General features: G+C 56.3%; 19 protein-coding genes, 6 tRNA genes, 3 rRNA genes and 1 riboswitch. Of the genes, 21 read left to right on the top strand and 7 right to left on the bottom strand.

Going from position 1 to position 25,153, the window contains the following annotated elements:
• Nucleotides 1-62 precede the first annotated feature (62 nt).
• Nucleotides 63-232: riboswitch (FMN riboswitch) on the bottom strand.
• A gap of 191 nt (nt 233-423) precedes the next feature.
• From ltaE to mgtE, 8 genes are all read left to right on the top strand, one after another.
• On the top strand, nt 424-1,428 hold the full coding sequence (gene ltaE, locus C4J94_RS20735; RefSeq protein WP_124387842.1) for a low-specificity L-threonine aldolase: 1,005 nt from the start codon (nt 424-426) through the stop codon (nt 1,426-1,428).
• 146 nt (nt 1,429-1,574) lie between these two features.
• Nucleotides 1,575-4,193 (top strand): alanine--tRNA ligase, encoded by a 2,619-nt coding sequence (alaS, locus tag C4J94_RS20730; RefSeq protein ID WP_124387841.1) that lies wholly within the window; start codon nt 1,575-1,577, stop codon nt 4,191-4,193.
• Nucleotides 4,194-4,290: 97 nt separating this feature from the next.
• Nucleotides 4,291-5,532, top strand: a complete 1,242-nt coding sequence (locus tag C4J94_RS20725) for an aspartate kinase (protein ID WP_124387840.1) — start codon at nt 4,291-4,293, stop codon at nt 5,530-5,532.
• 174 nt (nt 5,533-5,706) lie between these two features.
• A complete protein-coding gene (csrA, locus tag C4J94_RS20720) occupies nt 5,707-5,895 on the top strand; it encodes a carbon storage regulator CsrA (RefSeq protein WP_003175645.1) in 189 nt (62 codons plus the stop codon).
• A gap of 62 nt (nt 5,896-5,957) precedes the next feature.
• Nucleotides 5,958-6,048, top strand: a tRNA-Ser gene (locus C4J94_RS20715).
• Between the two features lie 108 nt (nt 6,049-6,156).
• Nucleotides 6,157-6,233, top strand: a tRNA-Arg gene (locus C4J94_RS20710).
• 72 nt (nt 6,234-6,305) lie between these two features.
• Nucleotides 6,306-6,382: transfer RNA gene (locus tag C4J94_RS20705), tRNA-Arg, on the top strand.
• A gap of 348 nt (nt 6,383-6,730) precedes the next feature.
• The gene (gene mgtE, locus C4J94_RS20700; protein WP_124387839.1) at nt 6,731-8,173 is read left to right on the top strand and encodes a magnesium transporter; all 1,443 of its coding nucleotides are present in this window, start codon (nt 6,731-6,733) and stop codon (nt 8,171-8,173) included.
• 100 nt (nt 8,174-8,273) lie between these two features.
• Here mgtE and C4J94_RS20695 read toward each other — a convergent pair whose 3' ends face one another.
• The 3 genes from C4J94_RS20695 to C4J94_RS20680 all read right to left on the bottom strand — a co-directional run bounded on the left by C4J94_RS20695 (nt 8,274) and on the right by C4J94_RS20680 (nt 9,407).
• Nucleotides 8,274-8,600, bottom strand: coding sequence for an Arc family DNA-binding protein (locus C4J94_RS20695; RefSeq protein ID WP_003193592.1), 327 nt, complete (start codon nt 8,598-8,600; stop codon nt 8,274-8,276).
• A gap of 382 nt (nt 8,601-8,982) precedes the next feature.
• Nucleotides 8,983-9,162, bottom strand: coding sequence for a PA3371 family protein (locus C4J94_RS20685; RefSeq protein WP_124387838.1), 180 nt, complete (start codon nt 9,160-9,162; stop codon nt 8,983-8,985).
• Between the two features lie 11 nt (nt 9,163-9,173).
• The gene (locus tag C4J94_RS20680) at nt 9,174-9,407 is read right to left on the bottom strand and encodes a hypothetical protein (protein WP_124387837.1); all 234 of its coding nucleotides are present in this window, start codon (nt 9,405-9,407) and stop codon (nt 9,174-9,176) included.
• A 318-nt stretch (nt 9,408-9,725) separates the two neighbouring features.
• Between C4J94_RS20680 and C4J94_RS20675 the strand changes: the two genes are divergently transcribed.
• From C4J94_RS20675 to C4J94_RS20645, 7 genes are all read left to right on the top strand, one after another.
• Nucleotides 9,726-9,802 (top strand) — tRNA-Arg (locus tag C4J94_RS20675).
• Between the two features lie 521 nt (nt 9,803-10,323).
• Nucleotides 10,324-11,860 (top strand): 16S ribosomal RNA (locus C4J94_RS20670).
• Nucleotides 11,861-11,941: 81 nt separating this feature from the next.
• Nucleotides 11,942-12,018 (top strand) — tRNA-Ile (locus tag C4J94_RS20665).
• A 30-nt stretch (nt 12,019-12,048) separates the two neighbouring features.
• Nucleotides 12,049-12,124: transfer RNA gene (locus C4J94_RS20660), tRNA-Ala, on the top strand.
• A 247-nt stretch (nt 12,125-12,371) separates the two neighbouring features.
• Nucleotides 12,372-15,263 (top strand): 23S ribosomal RNA (locus tag C4J94_RS20655).
• Nucleotides 15,264-15,418: 155 nt separating this feature from the next.
• Nucleotides 15,419-15,534: ribosomal RNA gene (gene rrf, locus C4J94_RS20650) — 5S ribosomal RNA — on the top strand.
• The 16S, 23S and 5S rRNA genes sit together here with 2 tRNA genes alongside, the layout of an rRNA operon.
• Nucleotides 15,535-15,926: 392 nt before the next feature.
• The gene (locus C4J94_RS20645) at nt 15,927-17,300 is read left to right on the top strand and encodes an MFS transporter (protein WP_124387836.1); all 1,374 of its coding nucleotides are present in this window, start codon (nt 15,927-15,929) and stop codon (nt 17,298-17,300) included.
• A 60-nt stretch (nt 17,301-17,360) separates the two neighbouring features.
• Here C4J94_RS20645 and C4J94_RS20640 read toward each other — a convergent pair whose 3' ends face one another.
• The 4 genes from C4J94_RS20640 to flgA form a co-directional block, all read right to left on the bottom strand.
• A complete protein-coding gene (locus C4J94_RS20640) occupies nt 17,361-18,110 on the bottom strand; it encodes a flagellar brake protein (RefSeq protein ID WP_124387835.1) in 750 nt (249 codons plus the stop codon).
• Between the two features lie 96 nt (nt 18,111-18,206).
• A complete protein-coding gene (locus C4J94_RS20635) occupies nt 18,207-18,677 on the bottom strand; it encodes a flagella synthesis protein FlgN (protein WP_124387834.1) in 471 nt (156 codons plus the stop codon).
• A gap of 48 nt (nt 18,678-18,725) precedes the next feature.
• Entirely contained in the window at nt 18,726-19,043 is a 318-nt protein-coding gene (gene flgM, locus C4J94_RS20630; RefSeq protein WP_124387833.1) for a flagellar biosynthesis anti-sigma factor FlgM, read from the bottom strand.
• A gap of 141 nt (nt 19,044-19,184) precedes the next feature.
• A complete protein-coding gene (flgA, locus tag C4J94_RS20625; RefSeq protein WP_124387832.1) occupies nt 19,185-19,949 on the bottom strand; it encodes a flagellar basal body P-ring formation chaperone FlgA in 765 nt (254 codons plus the stop codon).
• A gap of 84 nt (nt 19,950-20,033) precedes the next feature.
• Between flgA and C4J94_RS20620 the strand changes: the two genes are divergently transcribed.
• From C4J94_RS20620 to flgE, 6 genes are all read left to right on the top strand, one after another.
• Entirely contained in the window at nt 20,034-20,966 is a 933-nt protein-coding gene (locus C4J94_RS20620) for a chemotaxis protein CheV (RefSeq protein WP_124387831.1), read from the top strand.
• Between the two features lie 44 nt (nt 20,967-21,010).
• On the top strand, nt 21,011-21,838 hold the full coding sequence (gene cheR, locus C4J94_RS20615) for a protein-glutamate O-methyltransferase CheR (protein WP_014719581.1): 828 nt from the start codon (nt 21,011-21,013) through the stop codon (nt 21,836-21,838).
• Between the two features lie 308 nt (nt 21,839-22,146).
• Nucleotides 22,147-22,554 (top strand): flagellar basal body rod protein FlgB, encoded by a 408-nt coding sequence (gene flgB, locus C4J94_RS20610; protein ID WP_057726450.1) that lies wholly within the window; start codon nt 22,147-22,149, stop codon nt 22,552-22,554.
• Between the two features lie 3 nt (nt 22,555-22,557).
• A complete protein-coding gene (gene flgC, locus C4J94_RS20605) occupies nt 22,558-23,001 on the top strand; it encodes a flagellar basal body rod protein FlgC (protein ID WP_024076985.1) in 444 nt (147 codons plus the stop codon).
• Between the two features lie 16 nt (nt 23,002-23,017).
• Nucleotides 23,018-23,737: a flagellar hook assembly protein FlgD gene (gene flgD / locus C4J94_RS20600; protein ID WP_124387830.1), complete on the top strand. Its 720-nt coding sequence runs from the start codon at nt 23,018-23,020 to the stop codon at nt 23,735-23,737.
• Between the two features lie 31 nt (nt 23,738-23,768).
• On the top strand, nt 23,769-25,079 hold the full coding sequence (gene flgE, locus C4J94_RS20595) for a flagellar hook protein FlgE (protein ID WP_124387829.1): 1,311 nt from the start codon (nt 23,769-23,771) through the stop codon (nt 25,077-25,079).
• Nucleotides 25,080-25,153: the final 74 nt, after the last annotated feature.

The raw sequence follows: 25,153 nt of genomic DNA, 5'->3' as shown, positions 1-25,153 counted from the left end.
TATGAATCGAATGGGATTTAAGGGGACGCATGCGCGAGCAGGCGGTGACCCTTAGGTGCCAATCCCGTTCTCTCTTCATCCGGACTATGACCGTCGGCCCCGGGATCACACCGGGTCTGCTGACCTTGTCGCCGTCCTGCCTGAGCAGTTCGAGGCGCCAAGCGCTCGCGGGCTATGCACATTGCGTGCAATTACCGCCGGTGGGGAATTACACCCCGCCCTGAGAACGTTGCCACCAGAACCCTGGCGGCGGAGAGTTTTTATCATGGTTTTTCAAAAACTGCACGGTTGCTGTATCGATAGGCTATATCGGTTTGTTTGGTGGATATTCGATTGAAGGAACGTGGGGCTTGATATTACCTGGCGTCGCCCGCAGTAATCGTTCATAAAACCAACCTACATCACCCGTTAGAGGCCTGTTTCATGTCTGTGATCGACCTGCGCAGCGACACCGTGACCCAACCCACCCCCGGTATGCTCGACGCGATGGCCAGCGCCGTCAGTGGTGATGACGTCTACGGCGAAGACCCCAGCGTCAACAAACTGGAGGCCGAGCTCGCTAAGCGTTTGGGCTTTGCGGCCGCGCTGTTCGTGCCCACCGGCACCATGAGCAACCTGCTGGCGTTGATGGCCCACTGCGAGCGCGGCGAGGAATACATCGTCGGGCAACAGGCCCACACCTATAAATACGAGGGCGGCGGGGCGGCCGTGCTCGGCTCTATCCAGCCACAGCCGCTGGAAGTGCAGCCCGACGGTTCCCTGGACCTTGACCAGGTACTGGCGGCGATCAAGCCGGATGACTTCCACTTCGCCCGCACGCGTTTGCTGGCGCTGGAAAACACCATGCAAGGCAAGGTGCTGCCGCTCGAGTATCTGGCCAGGGCGCGGGCGTTTACCCGTGAGCACGGCCTGGCGCTGCATCTTGATGGCGCGCGGCTCTACAACGCTGCGGTCAAGCTTGGGGTGGACGCGCGCGAGATTGCCCAGCATTTCGACTCGGTGTCGGTGTGCCTGTCCAAGGGCCTCGGTGCGCCGGTCGGTTCGGTGCTGTGCGGTTCCACGGCATTGATCGCCAAGGCGCGACGCCTGCGCAAGATGGTCGGCGGCGGCATGCGCCAGGCCGGCTCACTGGCGGCGGCAGGCCTGTATGCCTTGGATCATCAGGTGCAGCGCCTGGCCGATGACCACGCCAACGCTCAGTGGCTGGGAGCCCAGTTGCGCGAGGCGGGTTATACGGTGGAGCCGGTACAGACCAACATGGTGTATGTGCAGGTCGGTGATCGGGCACAGGCTCTGAAGGCGTTTGCCGCTGAGCATGGGATCAAGTTGAGCGCCGCGCCGCGCCTGCGCATGGTCACGCATCTGGATGTGAGCCGGGCGCAGATCGAGCAAGTGGTGCAGGCATTCGTCGCCTTTTCGCAGAAATGACAGCGCAGACCGTCTAATTGACTGTTTCTATCACATAAACACGCTGTACCACCGGCAAAGGGCCGATATAATGCGGCCCTTTGCCGTCGCTTCGTCTAATGATGTTGCGCACTGGCCTTTGGCCGCAGCCTCCGTGGAAGAACCTAATGAAAAGCGCAGAAATCCGTGAAGCCTTCCTTCGCTTCTTCGAAGAGCAAGGCCACACCCGTGTAGCCTCAAGCTCCTTGATCCCAGGCAACGACCCCACCCTGCTGTTCACTAACGCGGGGATGAACCAGTTCAAGGACTGTTTCCTGGGCCAGGAAAAGCGCGCCTACACCCGCGCTACCAGCAGTCAGAAGTGCGTCCGCGCCGGTGGCAAGAACAGCGACCTGGAAAACGTGGGTTATACCGCGCGTCACCACACCTTCTTCGAAATGCTGGGTAACTTCAGCTTTGGCGATTATTTCAAAAAAGATGCGATCACCTTCGCCTGGACCTTCCTGACCGGCGTGCTGAAGCTGCCCAAGGAAAAGCTCTGGGTGACTGTTTACGCGACGGACGACGAAGCCTATGACATCTGGACCCAGCAAATCGGCGTACCCGCCGAGCGCATGATCCGCATTGGCGACAACAAAGGTGCGCCGTACGCTTCCGATAACTTCTGGACCATGGGCGACACCGGCCCGTGCGGCCCCTGCACCGAGATTTTCTACGATCACGGCGCCGACATCTGGGGCGGCCCGCCGGGTTCGCCGGATGAAGACGGCGACCGCTACATCGAAATCTGGAACAACGTGTTCATGCAGTTCAACCGCACCGCTGATGGTGTGTTGCACCCGTTGCCGGCGCCTTCGGTGGACACCGGCATGGGCCTGGAGCGCATCAGTGCGGTCATGCAGCACGTGCATTCGAACTATGAAATCGACCTGTTCACCAACCTGCTGAGTGCGTCGGCGGCGGCCATTGGCTGCGCCAACGAAGGCCAGTCTTCGCTCAAGGTGGTGTCGGACCACATCCGTTCCTGCGGTTTCCTGATTGCTGATGGCGTGCTGCCGTCCAATGAGGGCCGTGGCTATGTGCTGCGCCGCATCATCCGTCGCGCCTGCCGTCACGGCAACAAGCTGGGCGCTACCGGCAGCTTCTTCTACAAGATCGTGGCGGCGCTGGTTGCCGAGATGGGCGACGCCTTCCCGGAACTGAAGCAGCAACAAGCCAACATCGAGCGCGTACTCAAGGCCGAAGAAGAGCAATTCTCCAAGACCCTGGAGCACGGCCTGAAAATTCTCGAGCAGGACCTGGCGGATCTCAAAGGTAGCGTGGTGCCGGGTGATGTGGTGTTCAAGCTCTACGACACCTATGGCTTCCCGATGGACCTGACCGCCGACATCGCCCGTGAGCGTGAGCTGACCATCGATGAAGCCGGCTTCGAACGCGAAATGGAGGCCCAGCGCGTACGTGCGCGTTCCGCCAGTTCGTTTGGCCTGGACTACAACACCCTGGTCAAGGTTGATGTGCCCACCGAGTTCATCGGCTACAAGGCCACTGCCGGCTCGGCCAGGATCGTGGCCATTTATAAGGACGGCAAGTCCGTCGATGTGCTGAACGAGGGCGATGAAGCGGTGGTTGTCCTGGACCAGACCCCGTTCTACGCCGAGTCCGGTGGCCAGATCGGTGACTGTGGTTTCCTCAGTTCGACGTCTGGCCGGTTCGACGTGCGCGACACCACCAAGACCGGTGGCGCTTTCCTGCACCACGGTGTGCTGGTGCTCGGCAATCTGGTCGTCGGTGCGCCAGTCGACACTCAAGTTGATGCCGATGTACGGCATGCAACCGCGCTGAACCATTCGGCCACTCACTTGCTGCACGCTGCGTTGCGTCAGGTACTCGGCGAGCATGTCCAGCAGAAGGGCTCGTTGGTCGACAGTCAGCGCCTGCGTTTCGACTTCAGCCATTTTGAAGCGATCAAGCCTGAGCAGATCAAGGCGCTGGAAGACATCGTCAACGCTGAAATTCGCAAGAACACCCCGGTTGAAACCGAGGAAACGGATATCGAAACCGCCCGTAACAAGGGCGCCATGGCGCTGTTTGGCGAGAAGTATGGCGACGAAGTGCGCGTACTGAGCATGGGCGGCAGCTTCTCGGTGGAACTGTGTGGGGGTATCCACGCCAACCGTACCGGCGACATCGGCCTGTTGAAAATCATCAGCGAAGGCGGTGTGGCCTCCGGCGTACGCCGTATCGAGGCGGTGACCGGTGCCGCGGCGCTGGCCTATCTCAATGCAGCCGAAGAACAACTCAAGGAAGCGGCCGGCCTGGTCAAGGGCAGCCGTGACAACCTGATCGACAAGCTGTCCGCCGTGCTTGAGCGCAACCGTGCGCTGGAGAAACAGCTGGAGCAGTTGCAAGCCAAGGCAGCCAGTGCCGCGGGTGACGATCTGTCGTCCTCGGCGATTGACGTCAAGGACGTAAAAGTCCTGGCGGCGCGCCTGGACGGTCAGGACGGCAAGGCGTTGCTGGCCCTGGTCGATCAGTTGAAGAACAAGCTCGGCCGCGCAGTGATCCTGCTCGGCAGTGTCCATGAGGATAAGGTCGTTCTGGTTGCCGGTGTAACCAAGGACCTGACTGGCCAACTCAAAGCCGGTGATTTGATGAAGCAAGCTGCTGCGGCAGTGGGCGGCAAGGGCGGTGGTCGTCCGGACATGGCGCAAGGCGGTGGTGTAGACGCCGGCGCGCTGGACGCGGCCCTGGCCTTGACCGTGCCGTTTGTCGAGGCAGGTATTTAAGGCGCTGTTAATGAGCCCATGGTCTAGTCGTGGGCTCGCTCGGTTGCTGGATGATTCGTTTATTGGGCGCCCCTTTACGGGCTGAGGCGGCTTAGAAATGGCTTTGATCGTACAGAAATTCGGAGGCACCTCGGTCGGTTCTGTCGAAAGAATCGAGCAGGTCGCCGACAAGGTTAAAAAGTTCCGTGATGCCGGCGACGACCTGGTGGTGGTGCTGTCGGCCATGAGCGGCGAGACCAATCGCCTGATCGACCTGGCCAAGGCCATCAGCGGTGATCAACAACCGCTCCCGCGTGAGCTGGATGTGATTGTGTCCACCGGTGAACAGGTGACTATTGCGCTGCTGGCCATGGCCCTGAACAAGCGTGGTGTGCCAGCGGTGTCCTACACTGGCAGTCAGGTGCGCATCCTGACCGACAGCGCACATACCAAGGCGCGCATCCTGCAGATCGATGATCAGAAGATCCGTGCTGATCTGAAGGCTGGTCGCGTGGTAGTGGTAGCCGGTTTCCAGGGTGTGGACGAGCAGGGCAACATCACCACCCTCGGTCGTGGCGGTTCGGACACCACTGGCGTGGCGCTGGCAGCAGCTCTCAAGGCTGATGAATGCCAGATCTATACCGATGTGGATGGCGTCTACACCACCGACCCGCGCGTCGTGTCCGTGGCCCAGCGCCTGGACAAGATCACTTTTGAAGAGATGCTGGAAATGGCCAGCCTCGGTTCCAAGGTGCTGCAGATCCGCGCGGTGGAGTTCGCCGGCAAGTACAACGTTCCGCTGCGCGTATTGCACAGCTTCAAAGAGGGTCCGGGCACCCTCATTACTATTGATGAAGAGGAATCCATGGAACAGCCGATCATTTCCGGCATCGCTTTCAACCGCGATGAAGCCAAGCTGACGATCCGTGGCGTGCCAGACACCCCGGGTGTGGCCTTCAAGATCCTCGGCCCTATCAGCGGCGCGAACATCGAAGTCGACATGATCGTGCAGAACGTTTCGCACGATAACACCACCGATTTCACCTTCACTGTGCACCGCAACGAGTACGATGCGGCCGAGCGTATTCTGCAGAACACGGCGAGCGAGATCGGGGCCCGTGAAGTGATCGGCGATACCAAGATCGCCAAGGTATCGATCGTGGGGGTGGGCATGCGCTCCCATGCAGGTGTTGCCAGTCGCATGTTCGAGGCCCTGGCCAAGGAAAGCATCAACATCCAGATGATCTCCACCTCGGAAATCAAAGTCTCGGTAGTGATTGAAGAGAAGTACCTGGAACTGGCTGTGCGCGCGCTGCATACCGCTTTTGAGCTGGACGCTCCGGCCCGACCGGGCGAGTGATGCGATGCCAGGAAGGCGCGGTTTACCGCGCCTTTCATTTTTTTGTTGGGCGCATGTTCTTTTGCGTGGGCTCGACAATACTTAGGTGGTAGGGCTACGGCCTTTCGGTTGTAGGTCGAATGCCTTTTTTTTGCAGACTGTTGTCCCTGAAATGAATTGCGTGAGGTGAAAGGTATGTTGATTCTGACTCGTCGTTGCGCAGAAAGCCTGATTATCGGTGATGGCGAAATCACCGTGACCGTGCTCGGCGTCAAAGGCAATCAAGTGCGTATTGGGGTTAACGCTCCGAAAGAGGTAGCGGTCCACCGCGAGGAAATCTACCTGCGGATCAAGAAAGAGAAGGACGAAGAACCAAGCCTTTAATTTTTATCGTTTTTTATGTTTGCAAACGGGGAAGAACGTGGTTAATATACGCCCCGTGTTGCGGAGAGCTGGCCGAGTGGCCGAAGGCGCTCCCCTGCTAAGGGAGTACACCTCAAAAGGGTGTCGGGGGTTCGAATCCCCCGTTCTCCGCCATTATTTGCTTAGTACGTTGCAATCTGGTTTTTTCGGTAAGTTGTTGAAAATACTCGAAAAAATAGCTTTACATAGAGATTGAACGGCCTATAATGCGCGGCAACAAATGCACTCGTAGCTCAGCTGGATAGAGTACTCGGCTACGAACCGAGCGGTCACAGGTTCGAATCCTGTCGAGTGCACCATTTAAGAGTTAGTTGCAGCAATGCAGGTAGCTTTGCTTCAACCAGTTGTGATCTGGTCTAAAAACACACTTTGCACTCGTAGCTCAGCTGGATAGAGTACTCGGCTACGAACCGAGCGGTCACAGGTTCGAATCCTGTCGAGTGCACCATACAAACAAAAAGCCCGCCTAGTGCGGGCTTTTTGCCGTCTGGGGTTTGTGTAGGTTTTATCCTGGCGTGCGCCTTTCGCTGTTTCCCATGTGTTTTCCCGTGCGGCTTCGTCGTCGCAGTTCATAGATGCAGCCAATACTCAGCTTTGGCTTGCAAGCGCTTGTTCTTTCCAGTTTTTTGACGTTAAAAGCGGCCGAGCGGTGTATCATGCGCCGGTCAGCCCCGCCGGGGCTTGTGGAATGCCTCCATGGACTTACCCAGTAGTTACTCAGTACCCCGCTTTACCAATCATGAATTGACTGATTGATCCTTCCGGCGCGCTCCGCTGCTGGGAGTGGAGTTCGCCTATGACCGAAGTAGAAGTAAAGAAAACACAGGAAAGCCTGCAGGATCGTCTGGCTCAAGTTATCGAGCTGCTGCAGCGCCAGCGCGTGGTCGAAGACCTCACGCACCGCCAGGAAGGTCCGCACCACGACCGCGTCGAAAACCTGGTTCACCGGCAAAATCTCGTCGAGTTGCAACGTAAGCTCGATGACCTGCACTCTGCCGACGTTGCTTATATTCTCGAAGCCCTGCCGCTGGATGATCGACTGACACTTTGGCAGTTGGTCAAGGCTGATCGCGACGGCGACATTCTCCTCGAAGTATCCGATTCGGTCCGTGAAACGCTGATCGCCGACATGGACGATCACGAACTCCTGGCGGCGGCCAAGGAAATGGATGCGGACGAACTGGCCGACTTGGCGCCTGAATTGCCGCGTGATGTTGTCCATGAGCTGATGGAGGCGTTGGATACCCAGCAGCGTGAGCGTGTGCGTTCAGCCCTGTCTTACGATGAGGACCAGGTCGGCGCGCTGATGGACTTCGAAATGGTCACCATCCGCGAAGATGTCAGCCTGGAGGTGGTGCTGCGTTACCTGCGCCGTCTCAAAGAGTTGCCAGGCCATACCGACAAGCTGTTTGTGGTCGACTACGAAGGCATCCTCAAGGGCGTATTGCCCATCAAGCGCCTGCTGGTCAATGATCCGGACAAGAAAGTGGCTGACCTGATGGCCAGCGATACCGTGAGCTTTCATCCGGATGAAGACGCCTACGACGCGGCCCAGGCTTTTGAGCGTTATGACTTGATCTCGGCCCCGGTGGTCGACAAGAATGGCAAGCTGATCGGTCGACTGACGATTGATGAAATCGTCGACCTGATTCGCGAAGAGAGTGAAACCGAAGTCCTCAACATGGCAGGTTTGCGTGAAGAGGAAGATATTTTTGCGTCGGTCTGGCGTTCGTTGCATAACCGCTGGGCCTGGCTGGCCGTCAACCTGATCACCGCGTTTATCGCATCCCGCGTAATCGGGCTGTTCGAGGGCTCCATCGAAAAGCTGGTGGCCCTGGCGGCGTTGATGCCGATTGTGGCTGGCATCGGCGGTAATTCCGGGAACCAGACCATCACCATGATCGTGCGCGCCATGGCACTGGACCAGGTCAGTACCGCCAACTCTTCGCGTTTGCTGCGCAAGGAATTGGCCGTAGGCCTCATCAATGGCCTGGTGTGGGGCGGCGTAATAGGGGTGGTGGCTTACTTGCTATATGGCAGCTGGTCGTTGGGTGTGGTGATGACCGCCGCCATGACCCTCAATTTGCTGCTGGCTGCCTTGATGGGGGTTTTGATCCCTATGACGTTGGCGCGTTTGGGGCGCGACCCTGCAATGGGCGCCAGCGTGATGATTACGGCCATGACTGACAGTGGTGGCTTCTTCATCTTCCTGGGTCTGGCTACGATCTTCCTGCTCTGACCTTTCCTGCGAGGGCAAATCTGCCCTCGCTTTGCTTCCTTACTCAAATCCCACGCAAAAAAAAGCCAGCACATGGCTGGCTTCGGCTTTCAGGTGCAAATCAATTGGCTTCTGCGGCCGCCTCTACATCGTGCGCGATCAGCGAGACGAGAGCATTTTGCTGGCGGTGGGAAAGCTGACGAAAACGCTGCAGCAGTTCGCGTTCATGCAGTGACAGCTCTGGGCTGTCCAGGCGCATGCTCAACTCTTCACCCAAGGCACCTTCCTGAATAAGGCTCTGTTCCAGGCGAGCGATGATTTCGGAGTTCATGCTGCGATGATGATTGCGAGCCACCTCGGCAATGCGTTCACGCATTCCGTCTGGCAGACGTACGACGAACTTGTCAGCCGTACGGCTGGAATAAATTGCCTGTTTCAATGGGCGCATATATTTAACCGGTTAGTTCAGGGGAGCGGTTTTTGGAATTGGCCGCAAGATGAGTGTTAAGACAAGACTCACGACCAAAGTTCAACCCGAATTGCAAAGAGGCCGCATCATGCCTCAGATTTGACATTTCCTTGGCGTCAATTCTGTGACAAATATTGAACCGCCTAAAGGCTTTATGCCAGCACTGATTTGCATTTTTGCGGACTGGTTGGAAAAGTTTTTGTGTGGGGATCAGGCATTCCTGATCTTCACGCAAGCCTTATCCGAATTCGAGTTGAAGAGCGCGCGCCCTATGTAGCATGGCCTTTTGCCCTCACCGGTAAGGGTAGTGGCAGTTTGCCGATTTACTAGCGCGAAGCGACATAAGGTAGGGGAGGGGCGCCTAGCGCAGCACGGGATCGAATTTTATCCGCCGGCCGACGGCGAGCGTCAGTATCAGCAGGCTGCCGAACACTCCGCTGGCAATGAACGCCAGGAGGCGGCTGTCTGCCATATCGCTATTTGAGCCTAGAAAGGCCGTTGCGAGCGTCAGGCACAGAAATAGCCATGCAGGTTTTGACATGAGTAATGCTCTCAGAAAACCCAGTGTTCGGACGTTGGGGTGGCTTGGGCGTCTTGGGTCAAGCGTATAGGGGATTGGGACGCGGCAGTCATCACCGCCAGCTGTGGGCGTTGCTGTTGCTGCAGGTGGTGCGGTACGGTCTGGGTGATCTGGGCCGGATCCTGCGAATTGGCGGGCGCGAAATGAAAAGCGGCCAGCGCGGCCAGTGCCACTGTGTTGAGGGCGAGTAGTAGGGCGCTGTTCATGGTCTTCTTCTCCGTATGCCTTGGCCAACTTGGTTATAGGAGATGCATTGCAGGGCGCGTGCCAACTGATTAAAGCACTAAAATCAATAGGTTGCATGGCTTCAGAAGGCGTAGCTCAGTGCAATTTGCAATGATGGCATTTTGCGGCAGTGCAATTTGCACGGTGGCGAAGAGGGCCTTTGTTTATTGGGCTGACCATCCTGTGCTTGCAAGGATTGGCCTACGAACAAAAAGCCAAGGGATGACATGACAAAAACGACCTTGCCCGTTAACATGCACGCCGTCCGTCGTTGAGCCTAGGCTTGCCGATTGCGATTAGTCCCAGTAGCTCAATTGGATAGAGCATCCCCCTCCTAAGGGGAAGGTTGGCCGTTCGAACCGGCCCTGGGACACCATTCATTCGCAGTTCCCCTCCTTTGCATTCGTCGATCTCAAAAGTCGCCACTCCTATTGCCTGTCTTCATCAGCCCGAAAAGGAGTGAGCAGTCGGATCGTAATCGACTCCCGCTGTGCTTTTGTTCCCTTCTATATAGAGAGGCAGGTAGGTCAGAAAGAATTTCCAGGGTTTATGATTTAAGCGCTTGACGCCCCTGTCGAAAACTGTAGAATTCGCCTCCCGCTTACGAGAGATCGCAAGCGCAAGTGGTTGAAGTTGTTGAAGAAATCTTCGAAAACTTCTGAAAATAACCACTTGACAGCAAATGAGGCTGCTGTAGAATGCGCGCCTCGGTTGAGACGAAAGATCTTAACCAACCGCTCTTTAACAACTGAATCAAGCAATTCGTGTGGGTGCTTGTGGAGTCAGACTGATAGTCAACAAGATTATCAGCATCACAAGTTACTCCGCGAGAAATCAAAGATGTAACCAACGATTGCTGAGCCAAGTTTAGGGTTTCTTAAAAACCCAAAGATGTTTGAACTGAAGAGTTTGATCATGGCTCAGATTGAACGCTGGCGGCAGGCCTAACACATGCAAGTCGAGCGGTAGAGAGAAGCTTGCTTCTCTTGAGAGCGGCGGACGGGTGAGTAATGCCTAGGAATCTGCCTGGTAGTGGGGGATAACGTTCGGAAACGGACGCTAATACCGCATACGTCCTACGGGAGAAAGCAGGGGACCTTCGGGCCTTGCGCTATCAGATGAGCCTAGGTCGGATTAGCTAGTTGGTGAGGTAATGGCTCACCAAGGCGACGATCCGTAACTGGTCTGAGAGGATGATCAGTCACACTGGAACTGAGACACGGTCCAGACTCCTACGGGAGGCAGCAGTGGGGAATATTGGACAATGGGCGAAAGCCTGATCCAGCCATGCCGCGTGTGTGAAGAAGGTCTTCGGATTGTAAAGCACTTTAAGTTGGGAGGAAGGGCAGTTACCTAATACGTGATTGTTTTGACGTTACCGACAGAATAAGCACCGGCTAACTCTGTGCCAGCAGCCGCGGTAATACAGAGGGTGCAAGCGTTAATCGGAATTACTGGGCGTAAAGCGCGCGTAGGTGGTTTGTTAAGTTGGATGTGAAATCCCCGGGCTCAACCTGGGAACTGCATTCAAAACTGACTGACTAGAGTGTGGTAGAGGGTGGTGGAATTTCCTGTGTAGCGGTGAAATGCGTAGATATAGGAAGGAACACCAGTGGCGAAGGCGACCACCTGGACCAACACTGACACTGAGGTGCGAAAGCGTGGGGAGCAAACAGGATTAGATACCCTGGTAGTCCACGCCGTAAACGATGTCAACTAGCCGTTGGGAGCCTTGAGCTCTTAGTGGCGCAGCTAACGCATTAAGTTGACCGCCTGGGGAGTACGGCCGCAAGGTTAAAACTCAAATGAATTGACGGGGGCCCGCACAAGCGGTGGAGCATGTGGTTTAATTCGAAGCAACGCGAAGAACCTTACCAGGCCTTGACATCCAATGAACTTTCTAGAGATAGATTGGTGCCTTCGGGAACATTGAGACAGGTGCTGCATGGCTGTCGTCAGCTCGTGTCGTGAGATGTTGGGTTAAGTCCCGTAACGAGCGCAACCCTTGTCCTTAGTTACCAGCACGTCATGGTGGGCACTCTAAGGAGACTGCCGGTGACAAACCGGAGGAAGGTGGGGATGACGTCAAGTCATCATGGCCCTTACGGCCTGGGCTACACACGTGCTACAATGGTCGGTACAGAGGGTTGCCAAGCCGCGAGGTGGAGCTAATCCCACAAAACCGATCGTAGTCCGGATCGCAGTCTGCAACTCGACTGCGTGAAGTCGGAATCGCTAGTAATCGCGAATCAGAATGTCGCGGTGAATACGTTCCCGGGCCTTGTACACACCGCCCGTCACACCATGGGAGTGGGTTGCACCAGAAGTAGCTAGTCTAACCTTCGGGAGGACGGTTACCACGGTGTGATTCATGACTGGGGTGAAGTCGTAACAAGGTAGCCGTAGGGGAACCTGCGGCTGGATCACCTCCTTAATCGACGACATCAGCTGCTCCATAAGTTCCCACACGAATTGCTTGATTCATTGAAGAAGACGAAAGAAGCAGCCCGAAATTGGGTCTGTAGCTCAGTTGGTTAGAGCGCACCCCTGATAAGGGTGAGGTCGGCAGTTCGAATCTGCCCAGACCCACCAATTTTGTGTGGGAAACGCCTGTAGAAATACGGGGCCATAGCTCAGCTGGGAGAGCGCCTGCCTTGCACGCAGGAGGTCAACGGTTCGATCCCGTTTGGCTCCACCACTACTGCTTCTGTCGGTATAAAGCTTAGAAATGAGCATTCCATCGTTGTGATGGTGAATGTTGATTTCTAGTCTTTGACTAGTTCGTTCTTTAAAAATTTGGGTATGTGATAGAAAGATAGACTGAACGTTACTTTCACTGGTAACGGATCAGGCTAAGGTAAAATTTGTGAGTTCTCTTAACTGAGAAATTCGAATTTTCGGCGAATGTTGTCTTCACAGTATAACCAGATTGCTTGGGGTTATATGGTCAAGTGAAGAAGCGCATACGGTGGATGCCTTGGCAGTCAGAGGCGATGAAAGACGTGGTAGCCTGCGAAAAGCTTCGGGGAGTCGGCAAACAGACTTTGATCCGGAGATGTCTGAATGGGGGAACCCAGCCATCATAAGATGGTTACCTTACACTGAATACATAGGTGTATGGAGCGAACCAGGGGAACTGAAACATCTAAGTACCCTGAGGAAAAGAAATCAACCGAGATTCCCTTAGTAGTGGCGAGCGAACGGGGACTAGCCCTTAAGTGGCTTTGAGATTAGCGGAACGCTCTGGAAAGTGCGGCCATAGTGGGTGATAGCCCTGTACGCGAAAATCTCTTAGTCATGAAATCGAGTAGGACGGAGCACGAGAAACTTTGTCTGAATATGGGGGGACCATCCTCCAAGGCTAAATACTACTGACTGACCGATAGTGAACTAGTACCGTGAGGGAAAGGCGAAAAGAACCCCGGAGAGGGGAGTGAAATAGATCCTGAAACCGTATGCGTACAAGCAGTGGGAGCCCACTTTGTTGGGTGACTGCGTACCTTTTGTATAATGGGTCAGCGACTTATTTTCAGTGGCGAGCTTAACCGAATAGGGGAGGCGTAGCGAAAGCGAGTCTTAATAGGGCGTCTAGTCGCTGGGAATAGACCCGAAACCGGGCGATCTATCCATGGGCAGGTTGAAGGTTGGGTAACACTAACTGGAGGACCGAACCGACTACCGTTGAAAAGTTAGCGGATGACCTGTGGATCGGAGTGAAAGGCTAATCAAGCTCGGAGATAGCTGGTTCTCCTCGAAAGCTATTTAGGTAGCGCCTCATGTATCACTGTAGGGGGTAGAGCACTGTTTCGGCTAGGGGGTCATCCCGACTTACCAAACCGATGCAAACTCCGAATACCTACAAGTGCCGAGCATGGGAGACACACGGCGGGTGCTAACGTCCGTCGTGAAAAGGGAAACAACCCAGACCGTCAGCTAAGGTCCCAAAGTTATGGTTAAGTGGGAAACGATGTGGGAAGGCTTAGACAGCTAGGAGGTTGGCTTAGAAGCAGCCACCCTTTAAAGAAAGCGTAATAGCTCACTAGTCGAGTCGGCCTGCGCGGAAGATGTAACGGGGCTCAAACCATACACCGAAGCTACGGGTATCACGTAAGTGATGCGGTAGAGGAGCGTTCTGTAAGCCTGTGAAGGTGAGTTGAGAAGCTTGCTGGAGGTATCAGAAGTGCGAATGCTGACATGAGTAACGACAATGGGTGTGAAAAACACCCACGCCGAAAGACCAAGGTTTCCTGCGCAACGTTAATCGACGCAGGGTTAGTCGGTCCCTAAGGCGAGGCTGAAAAGCGTAGTCGATGGAAAACAGGTTAATATTCCTGTACTTCTGGTTATTGCGATGGAGGGACGGAGAAGGCTAGGCCAGCTTGGCGTTGGTTGTCCAAGTTTAAGGTGGTAGGCTGGAATCTTAGGTAAATCCGGGATTCTAAGGCCGAGAGCTGATGACGAGTCATCTTTTAGATGACGAAGTGGTTGATGCCATGCTTCCAAGAAAAGCTTCTAAGCTTCAGGTAACCAGGAACCGTACCCCAAACCGACACAGGTGGTTGGGTAGAGAATACCAAGGCGCTTGAGAGAACTCGGGTGAAGGAACTAGGCAAAATGGCACCGTAACTTCGGGAGAAGGTGCGCCGGTGAGGGTGAAGGACTTGCTCCGTAAGCTCATGCCGGTCGAAGATACCAGGCCGCTGCGACTGTTTATTAAAAACACAGCACTCTGCAAACACGAAAGTGGACGTATAGGGTGTGACGCCTGCCCGGTGCCGGAAGGTTAATTGATGGGGTTAGCTAACGCGAAGCTCTTGATCGAAGCCCCGGTAAACGGCGGCCGTAACTATAACGGTCCTAAGGTAGCGAAATTCCTTGTCGGGTAAGTTCCGACCTGCACGAATGGCGTAACGATGGCGGCGCTGTCTCCACCCGAGACTCAGTGAAATTGAAATCGCTGTGAAGATGCAGTGTATCCGCGGCTAGACGGAAAGACCCCGTGAACCTTTACTATAGCTTTGCACTGGACTTTGAATTTGCTTGTGTAGGATAGGTGGGAGGCTTTGAAGCGTGGACGCCAGTCTGCGTGGAGCCAACCTTGAAATACCACCCTGGCAACTTTGAGGTTCTAACTCAGGTCCGTTATCCGGATCGAGGACAGTGTATGGTGGGTAGTTTGACTGGGGCGGTCTCCTCCTAAAGAGTAACGGAGGAGTACGAAGGTGCGCTCAGACCGGTCGGAAATCGGTCGTAGAGTATAAAGGCAAAAGCGCGCTTGACTGCGAGACAGACACGTCGAGCAGGTACGAAAGTAGGTCTTAGTGATCCGGTGGTTCTGTATGGAAGGGCCATCGCTCAACGGATAAAAGGTACTCCGGGGATAACAGGCTGATACCGCCCAAGAGTTCATATCGACGGCGGTGTTTGGCACCTCGATGTCGGCTCATCACATCCTGGGGCTGAAGCCGGTCCCAAGGGTATGGCTGTTCGCCATTTAAAGTGGTACGCGAGCTGGGTTTAGAACGTCGTGAGACAGTTCGGTCCCTATCTGCCGTGGACGTTTGAGATTTGAGAGGGGCTGCTCCTAGTACGAGAGGACCGGAGTGGACGAACCTCTGGTGTTCCGGTTGTCACGCCAGTGGCATTGCCGGGTAGCTATGTTCGGAATAGATAACCGCTGAAAGCATCTAAGCGGGAAACTAGCCTCAAGATGAGATCTCACTGGGACCTTGAGTCCCCTGAAGGGCCGTCGAAGACTACGACGTTGATAGGTTGGGTGTGTAAGCGCTGTGAGGCGTTGAGCTAACCAATACTAATTGCCCGTGAGGCTTGACCATATAACACCCAAGCAATTTGCGACTCGAGAGAGACCAGATTGCGGTGTGTGAAGACGCAATGAACCGAAAGTTCGACGCTCACAAAACACCGAATTCTATTACATACCCAATTTGCTGAAGCGAGGCCAGCTGGCCACGACTCAGTACCCGAATTTCTTGACGACCATAGAGCATTGGAACCACCTGATCCCATCCCGAACTCAGTAGTGAAACGATGCATCGCCGATGGTAGTGTGGGGTTTCCCCATGTGAGAGTAGGTCATCGTCAAGATTAAATTCCGAAACCCCAATTGCGAAAGCAGTTGGGGTTTTGTTTTGGGCGGTCGAAAACCACACCGCCTGCAGACGCAAGCTTGCCCGCAAAGTTCTCCGCAACTAACGCGACCGTAAGGGGCATGCCCGACACCCTATGGGCCGCTCTATTCAGCCTTTTATGGCCGATATCGAAAGACCAGTCGAACCTTGCGTATGATCAAGGTTCACAGGTGGTGCGTTGTATATTTATCTCCATTCCATGTACCTCGCAGGCACGCATGCAGCGTCAGAGCTGTTAAGCAAAATAATCCCCGGAAATGGCTTATGCCGCCTGTCCGGACCCGACTACTGCGGACTATCATGCCGATAGCCCCATCCCCTCACCGCAAGGAGCCGCTCGGAACGCCGATGCGCCAAATCTGGAAATCTTTTCGAGCCCTTTATTTCGCCTCCTTGATGATGCTGATCGGCTCTGGCCTGCTCAGTACTTATCTGGCCTTGCGCCTGGCCGCTGACCATGTCGACAGCCTGTGGGTCGGTGCGCTGATGGCGGCCAACTACTTTGGCTTGGTGCTGGGTGGCAAGATCGGCCACCGTTTGATCGCTCGCGTCGGGCACATACGCGCCTACGCCACTTGTGCCGGGATCGTTGGCGCGGCCGTGCTGGGACATGGCTTGATCGATTGGTTACCGGCCTGGATCGTACTGCGGATGATCGTGGGCCTGGGGATGATGTGCCAGTACATGGTCATCGAGAGCTGGCTCAACGAGCAGGCGGATGCCAAGCAGCGCGGCGTAGTGTTCAGCGGCTATATGATCGCCTCCTACCTTGGCCTGGTGCTGGGTCAACTGATACTGGTCATGCACCCGCATCTGGGTCTTGAGCTGTTGATGCTGGTCGCGTTGTGCTTTGCCCTGTGCCTGGTGCCGGTGGCCATGACCCGACGTATCCACCCGGCGCCATTGCACCCGGCCCCGATGGAACCGCGCTTCTTTATCAAGCGTGTGCCCCAGTCTCTCAGCACCGTGCTAGGGGCTGGTCTGATCGTAGGCTCGTTCTACGGCTTGGCGCCGCTCTATGCCTCCCAGCAGGGGCTGACGACCGAGCAAGTCGGTCTGTTCATGGGCTCCTGCATTTTCGCTGGACTGCTCGTGCAGTGGCCGCTGGGCTGGTTGTCGGACCGCTATGATCGCGCCCTGCTGATTCGCTGCTTTGCCTTATGTCTTGCGGTGGCAGCCTTGCCTTTGGCGATCATGACTCAGGTGCCTTTGGAAGTGCTGTTCGTGGCGGGCTTCCTGTGTTCACTCGTGCAGTTTTGTCTGTACCCGTTGGCGGTGGCTTTTTCCAACGACCATGTGGAAGGTGATCGCAGGGTATCGCTGACCGCCATGTTGCTAGTGACTTACGGCATTGGCGCCAGTGTCGGGCCGCTCCTGGCGGGCGTCGTGATGAAGCTGTTTGGCAGCCAGATGCTGTACGCATTCTTCAGTCTTTGTGCATTGGTCCTGGTATGGCGTATTCGGCCGAAGGCCGTGACTAACCTGCATCAGGTCGACGACGCCCCGCTGCATCACGTGGCCATGCCTGACAGCATGTCCAGTTCGCCATTGGTGGCTGCACTTGACCCGCGGGTGGATGAGCAAGTGGTCCAGGAGCAGATGCAGGACTTGGTTCCTGATTCGGAACCCGAGCCAGCGGCTGATGAGCTGGACGCCCAGACTCCGCCGGAGCCAACGGACCCGGACGATCATCCCCATGACTTGAGCAGGGCGCGCCCCTGAACGAAAAAACGGGCAGATCCCATCAGGATCTGCCCGTTTTTTTACATCCGCGTTCAAGGTTTATAGATCGTCATCCTTGTCGAAGCGTCGAGCTTCGCGCTGCAGTTGATACACAAAACGCTCCACTTGGCGCTGCACCAAGCCGCTCATGTTATGGAAGCGCACACCCGCGAAGGTGGTGTTGATCCTGTCTTCGAAATGCAGATAGCGCAGCTCGACAGCAGTGGTCATGCTGCCGAACGGCAGGGCGGCGATAAAGCGGTCATACACCTGGCCCAGTTGCAGGCGTTCGGAAATATCGCCCTCAAAGCGCAATTTGCACCCGGTGGCCGAGATGTCCAGCAGCTTGCCGCTGACCGGTGCCTTGAGCTTCTCGCCACCCAGTTCAATATTCACCAGCTGCGCCAGCTTAAGTGCAGCGCGGAATGCGTTACGACGCTGATGGTAGACCACCTCGCCGGGCATGCTCCCAGTGTAGATACGGTGGCCGTCTTTTTCGCTGATACTCAGCGTGCCATTACTGTCCCAGGCAACCCGTACGCCATCATGGAAACCCTCGATGCGGAAGGGTTCGCCATTTTCAAGATAACGTTCACCATCACGTGGGATCATCTCGTCCAGTGCCAGCGTTTTGCTGTCCCGATCGATGTCCACAAGATAGCTTTGGAAGCGTTGGCTGCGTTCGTGGAAAGTGATGATCAATGGATCATGGCTGTCCTGGAGCATTCGCAGAGTGCTGGCGATTTCCAAAGGCGTGGTAAGGACCTTCGGTGGCTGCGGTGCATCTTCCGCATTAGGGGCGTTGAACACGGTTGTTCCATCTCCAGGCAAAATACGACTACACGCAAGAACCGGCATTTTGCCAGTATGTAGCGCACCTTGGATAGGTCGCGCTGTAAACCGGCGTCAGGCTTGGCTGCGGGTGCTTGGCTTGACCAGGCGTGAAGTGGAACCTTGGGCGTTATAGAGGGCCGGGGGCTCACCGCCATGAAGAATACGCAACTGGTTGGCGGTGGTGGCTTGCTGAAGCTGGATCGACTGACCGTTGAGCAGGTTGGCTTCCTGGCACTGGGCGAGCAGTTGATTGAGCTCTTTGCTTTGCGCCAGCAACTGATCGCCGACCGAGGAGTGACTCGCCAGCTGCGCCAGGCCGTCGTGATCGGCGGGCAGGCCCAGGCTGGTCAGAATCTCGCTGCGTTTCTTGCCGTGCTGCTCGAGCAGCACAATCAGCGACTGTTTGCGCGCCAGTATTTCTTCGAGCAAAGGCATATCCCGGCCATACAGGGCCAGGGACTCTTCTTTAAGCAGCTCGAGCAACTGTTGCGTCGGCGCCAGATCATCAATGATCAGTTCAAGCAAATGTTCGTCGTGGTGCATGGCTGGCCTTGGGGTTTAAGCGTCCAGAAGCCCAGCGCAGGCCTTTGCCTAGCGCTCGGCTTCGAAGTTAAGCAGCTTGCTGGCTACGCGGTTGCTGTCGACTGTATACGTGCCATCGGCGATTGCCTGTTTCAATTCGGCCACGCGGGCTTTATTGACAATCGGTTGATCGCGCAGCGAGTCAGTGACCTTCTGCAACTGTTGAGCCTCATTACTCAGGTGTACCGATTCCCCACTCGGGCTCGCGCTTGCCTGCTCTGCCTTCACGGGCTGAGACTTGGCTTCTGCGCTTTCCTTGGCACCGTTGGTGCGCGTGGTGCCCGGTAAGGGCTGGGTGCTGTTCAAACGATTGAAATCAATGACCATGATAAAAAACCTCTGGGTATTTGGACGCTTGCCATGTTTTCGGCCATACCCGGACAAACTTTAGCCGCGAGTGACAATTAACTCGCAAGGCTCGGCATCCGGCCCACAGTGTAGGAAAAGCGGGCAATTGATTCCAGTCATCTATAGTGCCACCTCGACTTGGCCAGGCGCCGTAACCCGCGCCTTGATCACGCGGTTGGAGTTGAGGTTCTTCACTCTAATCTGTTCACTCATACTGCCATTGGACAGCGCTTCCCCCGGCATTTTTACATTCAGCCCGCCGCTGCTGGCGGAAATCACCACCTGGTCACCCTTGCGAATTACTTCGGCCTGCTCTAGATGAACCAGCGTGATCACTTGATCGGTGACCATTGGTCGGGTAAGCCGCTGCCCGATCGCCTGATCCAGCGAGGTGAGGTAACCCTGGTTGATCAAGCTGATATCCCGTTCACGCAACGCAACATCGTCATAGCCAATAATCCCGGTGCGCTTCAAGGGTCGCGCTACCACGACAACGTCGCGAAACAATTTGACCTGCGCCGGCACGAACACCGTCCACGGGGACGCGCCTTCGCAGCGTACTTTAACGGTTACGCGGCCGATGGGCTGGGCCGGGCTTTCCAGAGTGGCCGTCAATTCCTTGTCACACATAGGCATGCGCAGGCGCGGGTCCAGCGGGTTGACCTGGATCTCATAGCGTCCCGGCGTCTGTGTGGTCGCCAGATAATCTTCTACAGTGAATTCAAGAAAGCCTTGGGTGACGCCGATAAGGAGATCAGGCAGGGTGACGTTGTCGGCGCGAGTCGTGACGCCCACGCCCCAGACAAGCAGCGCCATCGCGGCGCAGAGCAGTCTGCGGTACTTTGGGCGGCAAGGGCGGCGGGAAACTGTCATTTTAATATCCATAGCCAATCAAATAGCAAAACTTAGCAAAGCTCGTGCCGTTTAGTGTTGGTACGCATCGTACCTCTGGGATTTAGGAGTCTGGGCATGGCAGGTGTAATGGATTCAGTAAACCAGCGCACACAGCTGGTAGGGCAGAATCGCCTGGAGTTGTTGCTTTTTCGCCTGGACGGCAAACAGCTGTACGGCATCAACGTGTTTAAAGTCCGCGAAGTGTTGCAGTGCCCCAAGCTGACGATCATGCCCAAATCCAGTCCGGTGGTGTGCGGCGTAGCCAATATCCGTGGCGCGACCATTCCGATTCTTGACTTGGCAATGGCCACTGGCTCCTCCGGTTTGCAGGACCGTCAGAGCCCGTTCGTCATCATCACCGAGTACAACACCAAGACCCAAGGGTTTCTGGTGCGCTCGGTGGAACGTATCGTCAATATGAACTGGGAAGAGATCCATCCGCCGCCCAAGGGCACCGGGCGCGATCACTACCTGACGGCTGTGACGCGAGTGGACAACCAACTGGTGGAAATCATCGACGTGGAGAAAATCCTCGCCGAAGTAGCGCCGACCTCGGAGACCATTTCCGTCGGCGTGGTGGATGCCGAAACGGCGCACAAGGCAGTGTCCCTGCGCGTGTTGACCGTGGACGACTCCTCCGTCGCTCGCAAGCAGGTTACGCGTTGCCTGCAAACCGTTGGTGTCGATGTGGTAGCCCTCAATGACGGGCGTCAAGCCCTGGATTACCTGCGCAAGTTGGTGGATGAAGGCAAGAAGCCGGAAGAAGAATTTTTGATGATGATTTCCGACATCGAGATGCCGGAAATGGATGGCTACACCCTCACGGCTGAGATACGCAGCGATCCACGCATGCAAAAATTACACATCATCCTGCATACTTCGTTGTCGGGGGTATTCAATCAGGCGATGGTCAAGAAGGTCGGTGCAGATGACTTCCTGGCTAAATTCCGCCCTGATGACCTCGCATCCCGGGTAGTCGACCGGATCAAGGCAGCAGATCACGGCTAGGGGGATTTTCCCCTGGCGGTCACACGATTTAAGAGGCGGTATCATTGTCTACGGGTAATTTGGATTTCGAACAGTTCCGGGTCTTCCTGGAAAAAGCCTGTGGCATATTGCTCGGTGAAAACAAGCAATACCTGGTATCCAGCCGTCTCAACAAGCTGATGGAACAGCAGGGCATCAAGTCCCTGGGTGAGTTGGTCCAGCGGATCCAGGGGCAGCCGCGCAGCGGGCTTAAAGAGATGGTGGTCGATGCCATGACCACCAACGAAACCCTGTGGTTTCGCGATACCTACCCTTTTGAGGTGCTCAAGAACAAAGTGCTGCCGGAAGCCATCAAGGCCAGCCCGGGCCAGCGCCTGCGTATCTGGTCGGCGGCGTGCTCGTCGGGACAGGAACCGTATTCGATCTCGATGTCCATCGACGAGTTCGAAAGGACCAACATGGGTCAGTTGAAGGCCGGCGCGCAGATTGTGGCGACGGACTTGTCCGGCACCATGCTCACCAATTGCAAGACCGGTGAGTACGACAGCCTGGCCCTGGGCCGTGGTTTGTCCCAGGAGCGCCTGCAACGCTACTTTGACCCGAAAGGGGCAGGGCGGTGGGCGATCAAGGCGCCGATCAAGAATCGCGTGGAGTTCCGCTCGTTCAACCTGCTCGACAGCTACGCCAGCCTGGGCAAGTTCGACATGGTGTTCTGCCGCAACGTGCTGATTTACTTCTCGGCTGAAGTGAAGAAAGACATCCTGTTGCGCATCCATGGCACGCTCAAGCGTGGCGGCTATCTGTTCCTCGGTGCTTCCGAAGCGCTGAACGGCCTGCCGGATCACTTCCAGATGGTGCAGTGCAGTCCTGGGATCATCTACCAGGCCAAATAAGCCGTAAAAGGTCAAAGTGTGGGAGGGGGCTTGCCCCCGATAGCGGTGGTTCAGTGAATGTATTTATCACTGATACACCGCTATCGGGGGCAAGCCCCCTCCCACATTTTTTGCCACGGCAAAGATGAAGAAAGCGGCAATTCCCCATTGCCGCTTTACTGGCGCCAGGCGGAAACGGCTTGCCGCTTTTCTGGCATTGCCGCAAGCCGGCCCCCCGCAAGCCCTCGATATACGGGGCTCCAAAAGATTGGCACGCACCTTGCTATAACCCTGTTAACGAACAGCAGGTCAGCCTAAAGGTTTCCGCCATGAGCATCAGCTTCGATAAAGCGCTCGGTATCCACGAACAAGCCCTGGGCTTCCGCGCCCAGCGTGCCGAAGTCCTGGCCAACAACATTGCCAACGCCGATACCCCGAACTACAAGGCTCGGGATCTGGACTTTTCCGCCGTGCTCGCCGCCCAGCAGGACAAGACCAAGAACGGCACCTTCGCCTTGAACATGACCAACAGCCGTCATATCGAAGCGCAAGGCCTGAGCAGTGGTGACGAGTCGCTGCTGTATCGCACGCCGATGCAGCCGTCGATCGACCAGAACACCGTTGACGCTCAGCTGGAACAATCGAACTACGCCGAAAACTCGGTGAATTTCCAGGCCAGCTTTACCCTACTCAACAGCAAATTCAAAGGGCTGATGTCAGCCCTGCGTGGAGAATAAGCCATGTCCCTGTCCAGTGTTTTCAATATTGCCGGCAGTGGCATGAGCGCGCAGACCACGCGTTTGAACACCGTCGCCAGTAACATCGCCAACGCCGAAACCGTGTCTTCGAGCATTGACCAGACTTACCGTGCCCGCCATCCAGTGTTCGCCACCATGTTCCAGGGCGGTCAGAGCGGCGGCAGTGATTCGCTGTTCCAGAACCAGGATGCCGCCGGCCAAGGCGTGCAGGTGCTGGGTGTGGTCGAGGACCAGAGCAACCTCGAAGCGCGCTACGAGCCCAACCATCCGGCGGCGAACGAAAAGGGTTATGTCTACTACCCCAACGTCAACGTGGTCGAGGAAATGGCCGACATGATCTCCGCCAGCCGCTCGTTCCAGACCAACGCGGAAATGATGAACACCGCCAAAACCATGATGCAGAAGGTCCTGACCCTGGGTCAGTGATAAGGGGCGCCAAATAATGGCCATCGTTGATACGTCGAACAATACGGCAGTCCAGGACCTGTTCAATTCCAAGGTCAAGGACGCTTCAAACAATGTGGCAAGTGTTTCCAACGCCGCCACCGGCAACCAGGCGTTAGGCAAGGACGCATTCCTGCAACTGCTGGTGACCCAGCTGAAAAACCAGAACCCATTGTCGCCACAGGACAACGGCGCGTTTGTGGCTCAGTTGGCGCAGTTCAGCAGCCTGGAAGGCATCAACACCCTGAACGACTCGGTGAATAACATCTCGAGCAACTTCAGCTCTTCGCAGGCACTGCAGGCTTCGTCGCTGGTGGGGCGTTCAATCATCACCCAGACCGACAAGGCGCTGGTCGATACCAGCAAGAGCATGACCGGTTCGGTGGCGGTGACGGCGGCGGCGGGCAACGTCTCGATCAAGATCACCGACAAAGACGGCAACGTGGTACGCACCCTTGATATGGGCGCCCAGAGCGCAGGTTCTTCGGACTTTATCTGGGATGGCAAGAACGACAAGGGTGAGGTCGCCCCAGCCGGCACCTACACCTTTGCGGCCTCCACCAAGAACGACAAGGGCGACGCGGTTGCCCTCGCTACTTCGCTGCCGGCAACGGTGACCAGCGTAACGCTGAGCAAGACCGGCGGCGAAATGCTGCTCAACCTTGCAGGCGGCATGGGCAGCGTCAAGCTGTCGCAAATTCAGACTATCGGTACATAGAGCCGGCTAACTACGGCAGAGGGAGAGAAACATGTCTTTTAATATCGGCCTTAGCGGCCTCTATGCGGCCAACAAACAACTGGACGTGACCGGCAACAACATCGCCAACGTCGCGACCACTGGCTTCAAGTCGTCTCGTGCGGAGTTCGCGGACATTTATGCGGCGTCCAAACTGGGCACCGGCCAGAACAGCATTGGCAATGGTGTGAATCTGGCGGCGGTGTCGCAACAGTTCACCCAGGGTGACGTCAACGGCAGCGGCGGTATCCTGGACATGGCGATCCAGGGCGGTGGCTTCTTTGTCCAGAAGGGCAGCGACGGTTCGCTGGAGTACACCCGCAGCGGTGCCTTCCGTGCCGACAAAGACGGCTACATCACCAACAACACGGGTACCTCGCGCCTGCAAGGTTACGCGGCGGATGATGACGGCAAGATTATCAAGGGCGGTCTCACCGACCTGCAACTGAACCTGACAAACCTGCCGCCCAAGGCGTCCACCAAGGTTGACTCTACCAGTAACCTGAACTCCTCGGAGCCGGTGATCGACCAGACGGCCAAACCGTTCGATCCTACCAAGACCGACACCTTCACCACTCAATACAGCACCACCTTGTATGACTCCCAGGGCAACGCGCACCCAATGGTGCAGTACCTGGTGAAAACCGATGGCAACAAGTGGAATGCCTATACCCTGATCGACGGTCGCAATCCTGATGGTTCTTCACCGACAGGCACCCCTTCGACCCCGCCTGTCGCCTCGACATTGACCTTCGATGGTGCCGGCAAGCTCACCAGCGTGGTCACCGGTGGCGTATCCGACAAGACGCTCACCGTGACAGGCTGGGTGCCGGGCACCGTGACCGATGGCGTGTGGAAGGCCAACGGCGCGAATGCCAACCCGACGGGGATTGCGGTCAACATGGCCAACATTACCCAATACAATTCGGCTACCTACCGTAACCCTCCGGTGACCGACGGCTATGCCACCGGCCAGATCACCGGCTTGAAGATCGACGGCAGCGGCGTGCTGTTCGCCACGTTCAGCAACCAGCAGAGCAAGGCCATCGGCCAGATTTCGCTGGCCAGCTTCAACAACGAACAGGGCCTGCAGCCCGCCGGCAGCACCACCTGGAAAGAGACCTTCGCTTCGGGCCAGCCGGGTTACGACACCCCACAAGCCGGCACCCTGGGTTCGATCGTGGCCAACTCCCTGGAGAACTCCAACGTCAACCTGACCAACGAGTTGGTGGACCTGATCAAGGCCCAGAGCAACTACCAGGCGAACGCCAAGACCATCTCCACCCAGAGCACCATCATGCAGACCATCATTCAGATGACGTGATGCGTTAGCGCTGCACACTAAGCCCCTCGCAAGAGGGGCTTTTTTGTGGGTGTAGGAAAGTTGCCCCAGGCACA

Source organism: Pseudomonas sp. R5-89-07 (genome assembly GCF_003851685.1).
Lineage (GTDB): Bacteria > Pseudomonadota > Gammaproteobacteria > Pseudomonadales > Pseudomonadaceae > Aquipseudomonas.
This window is presented reverse-complemented; position numbering and strand designations above follow the sequence as displayed.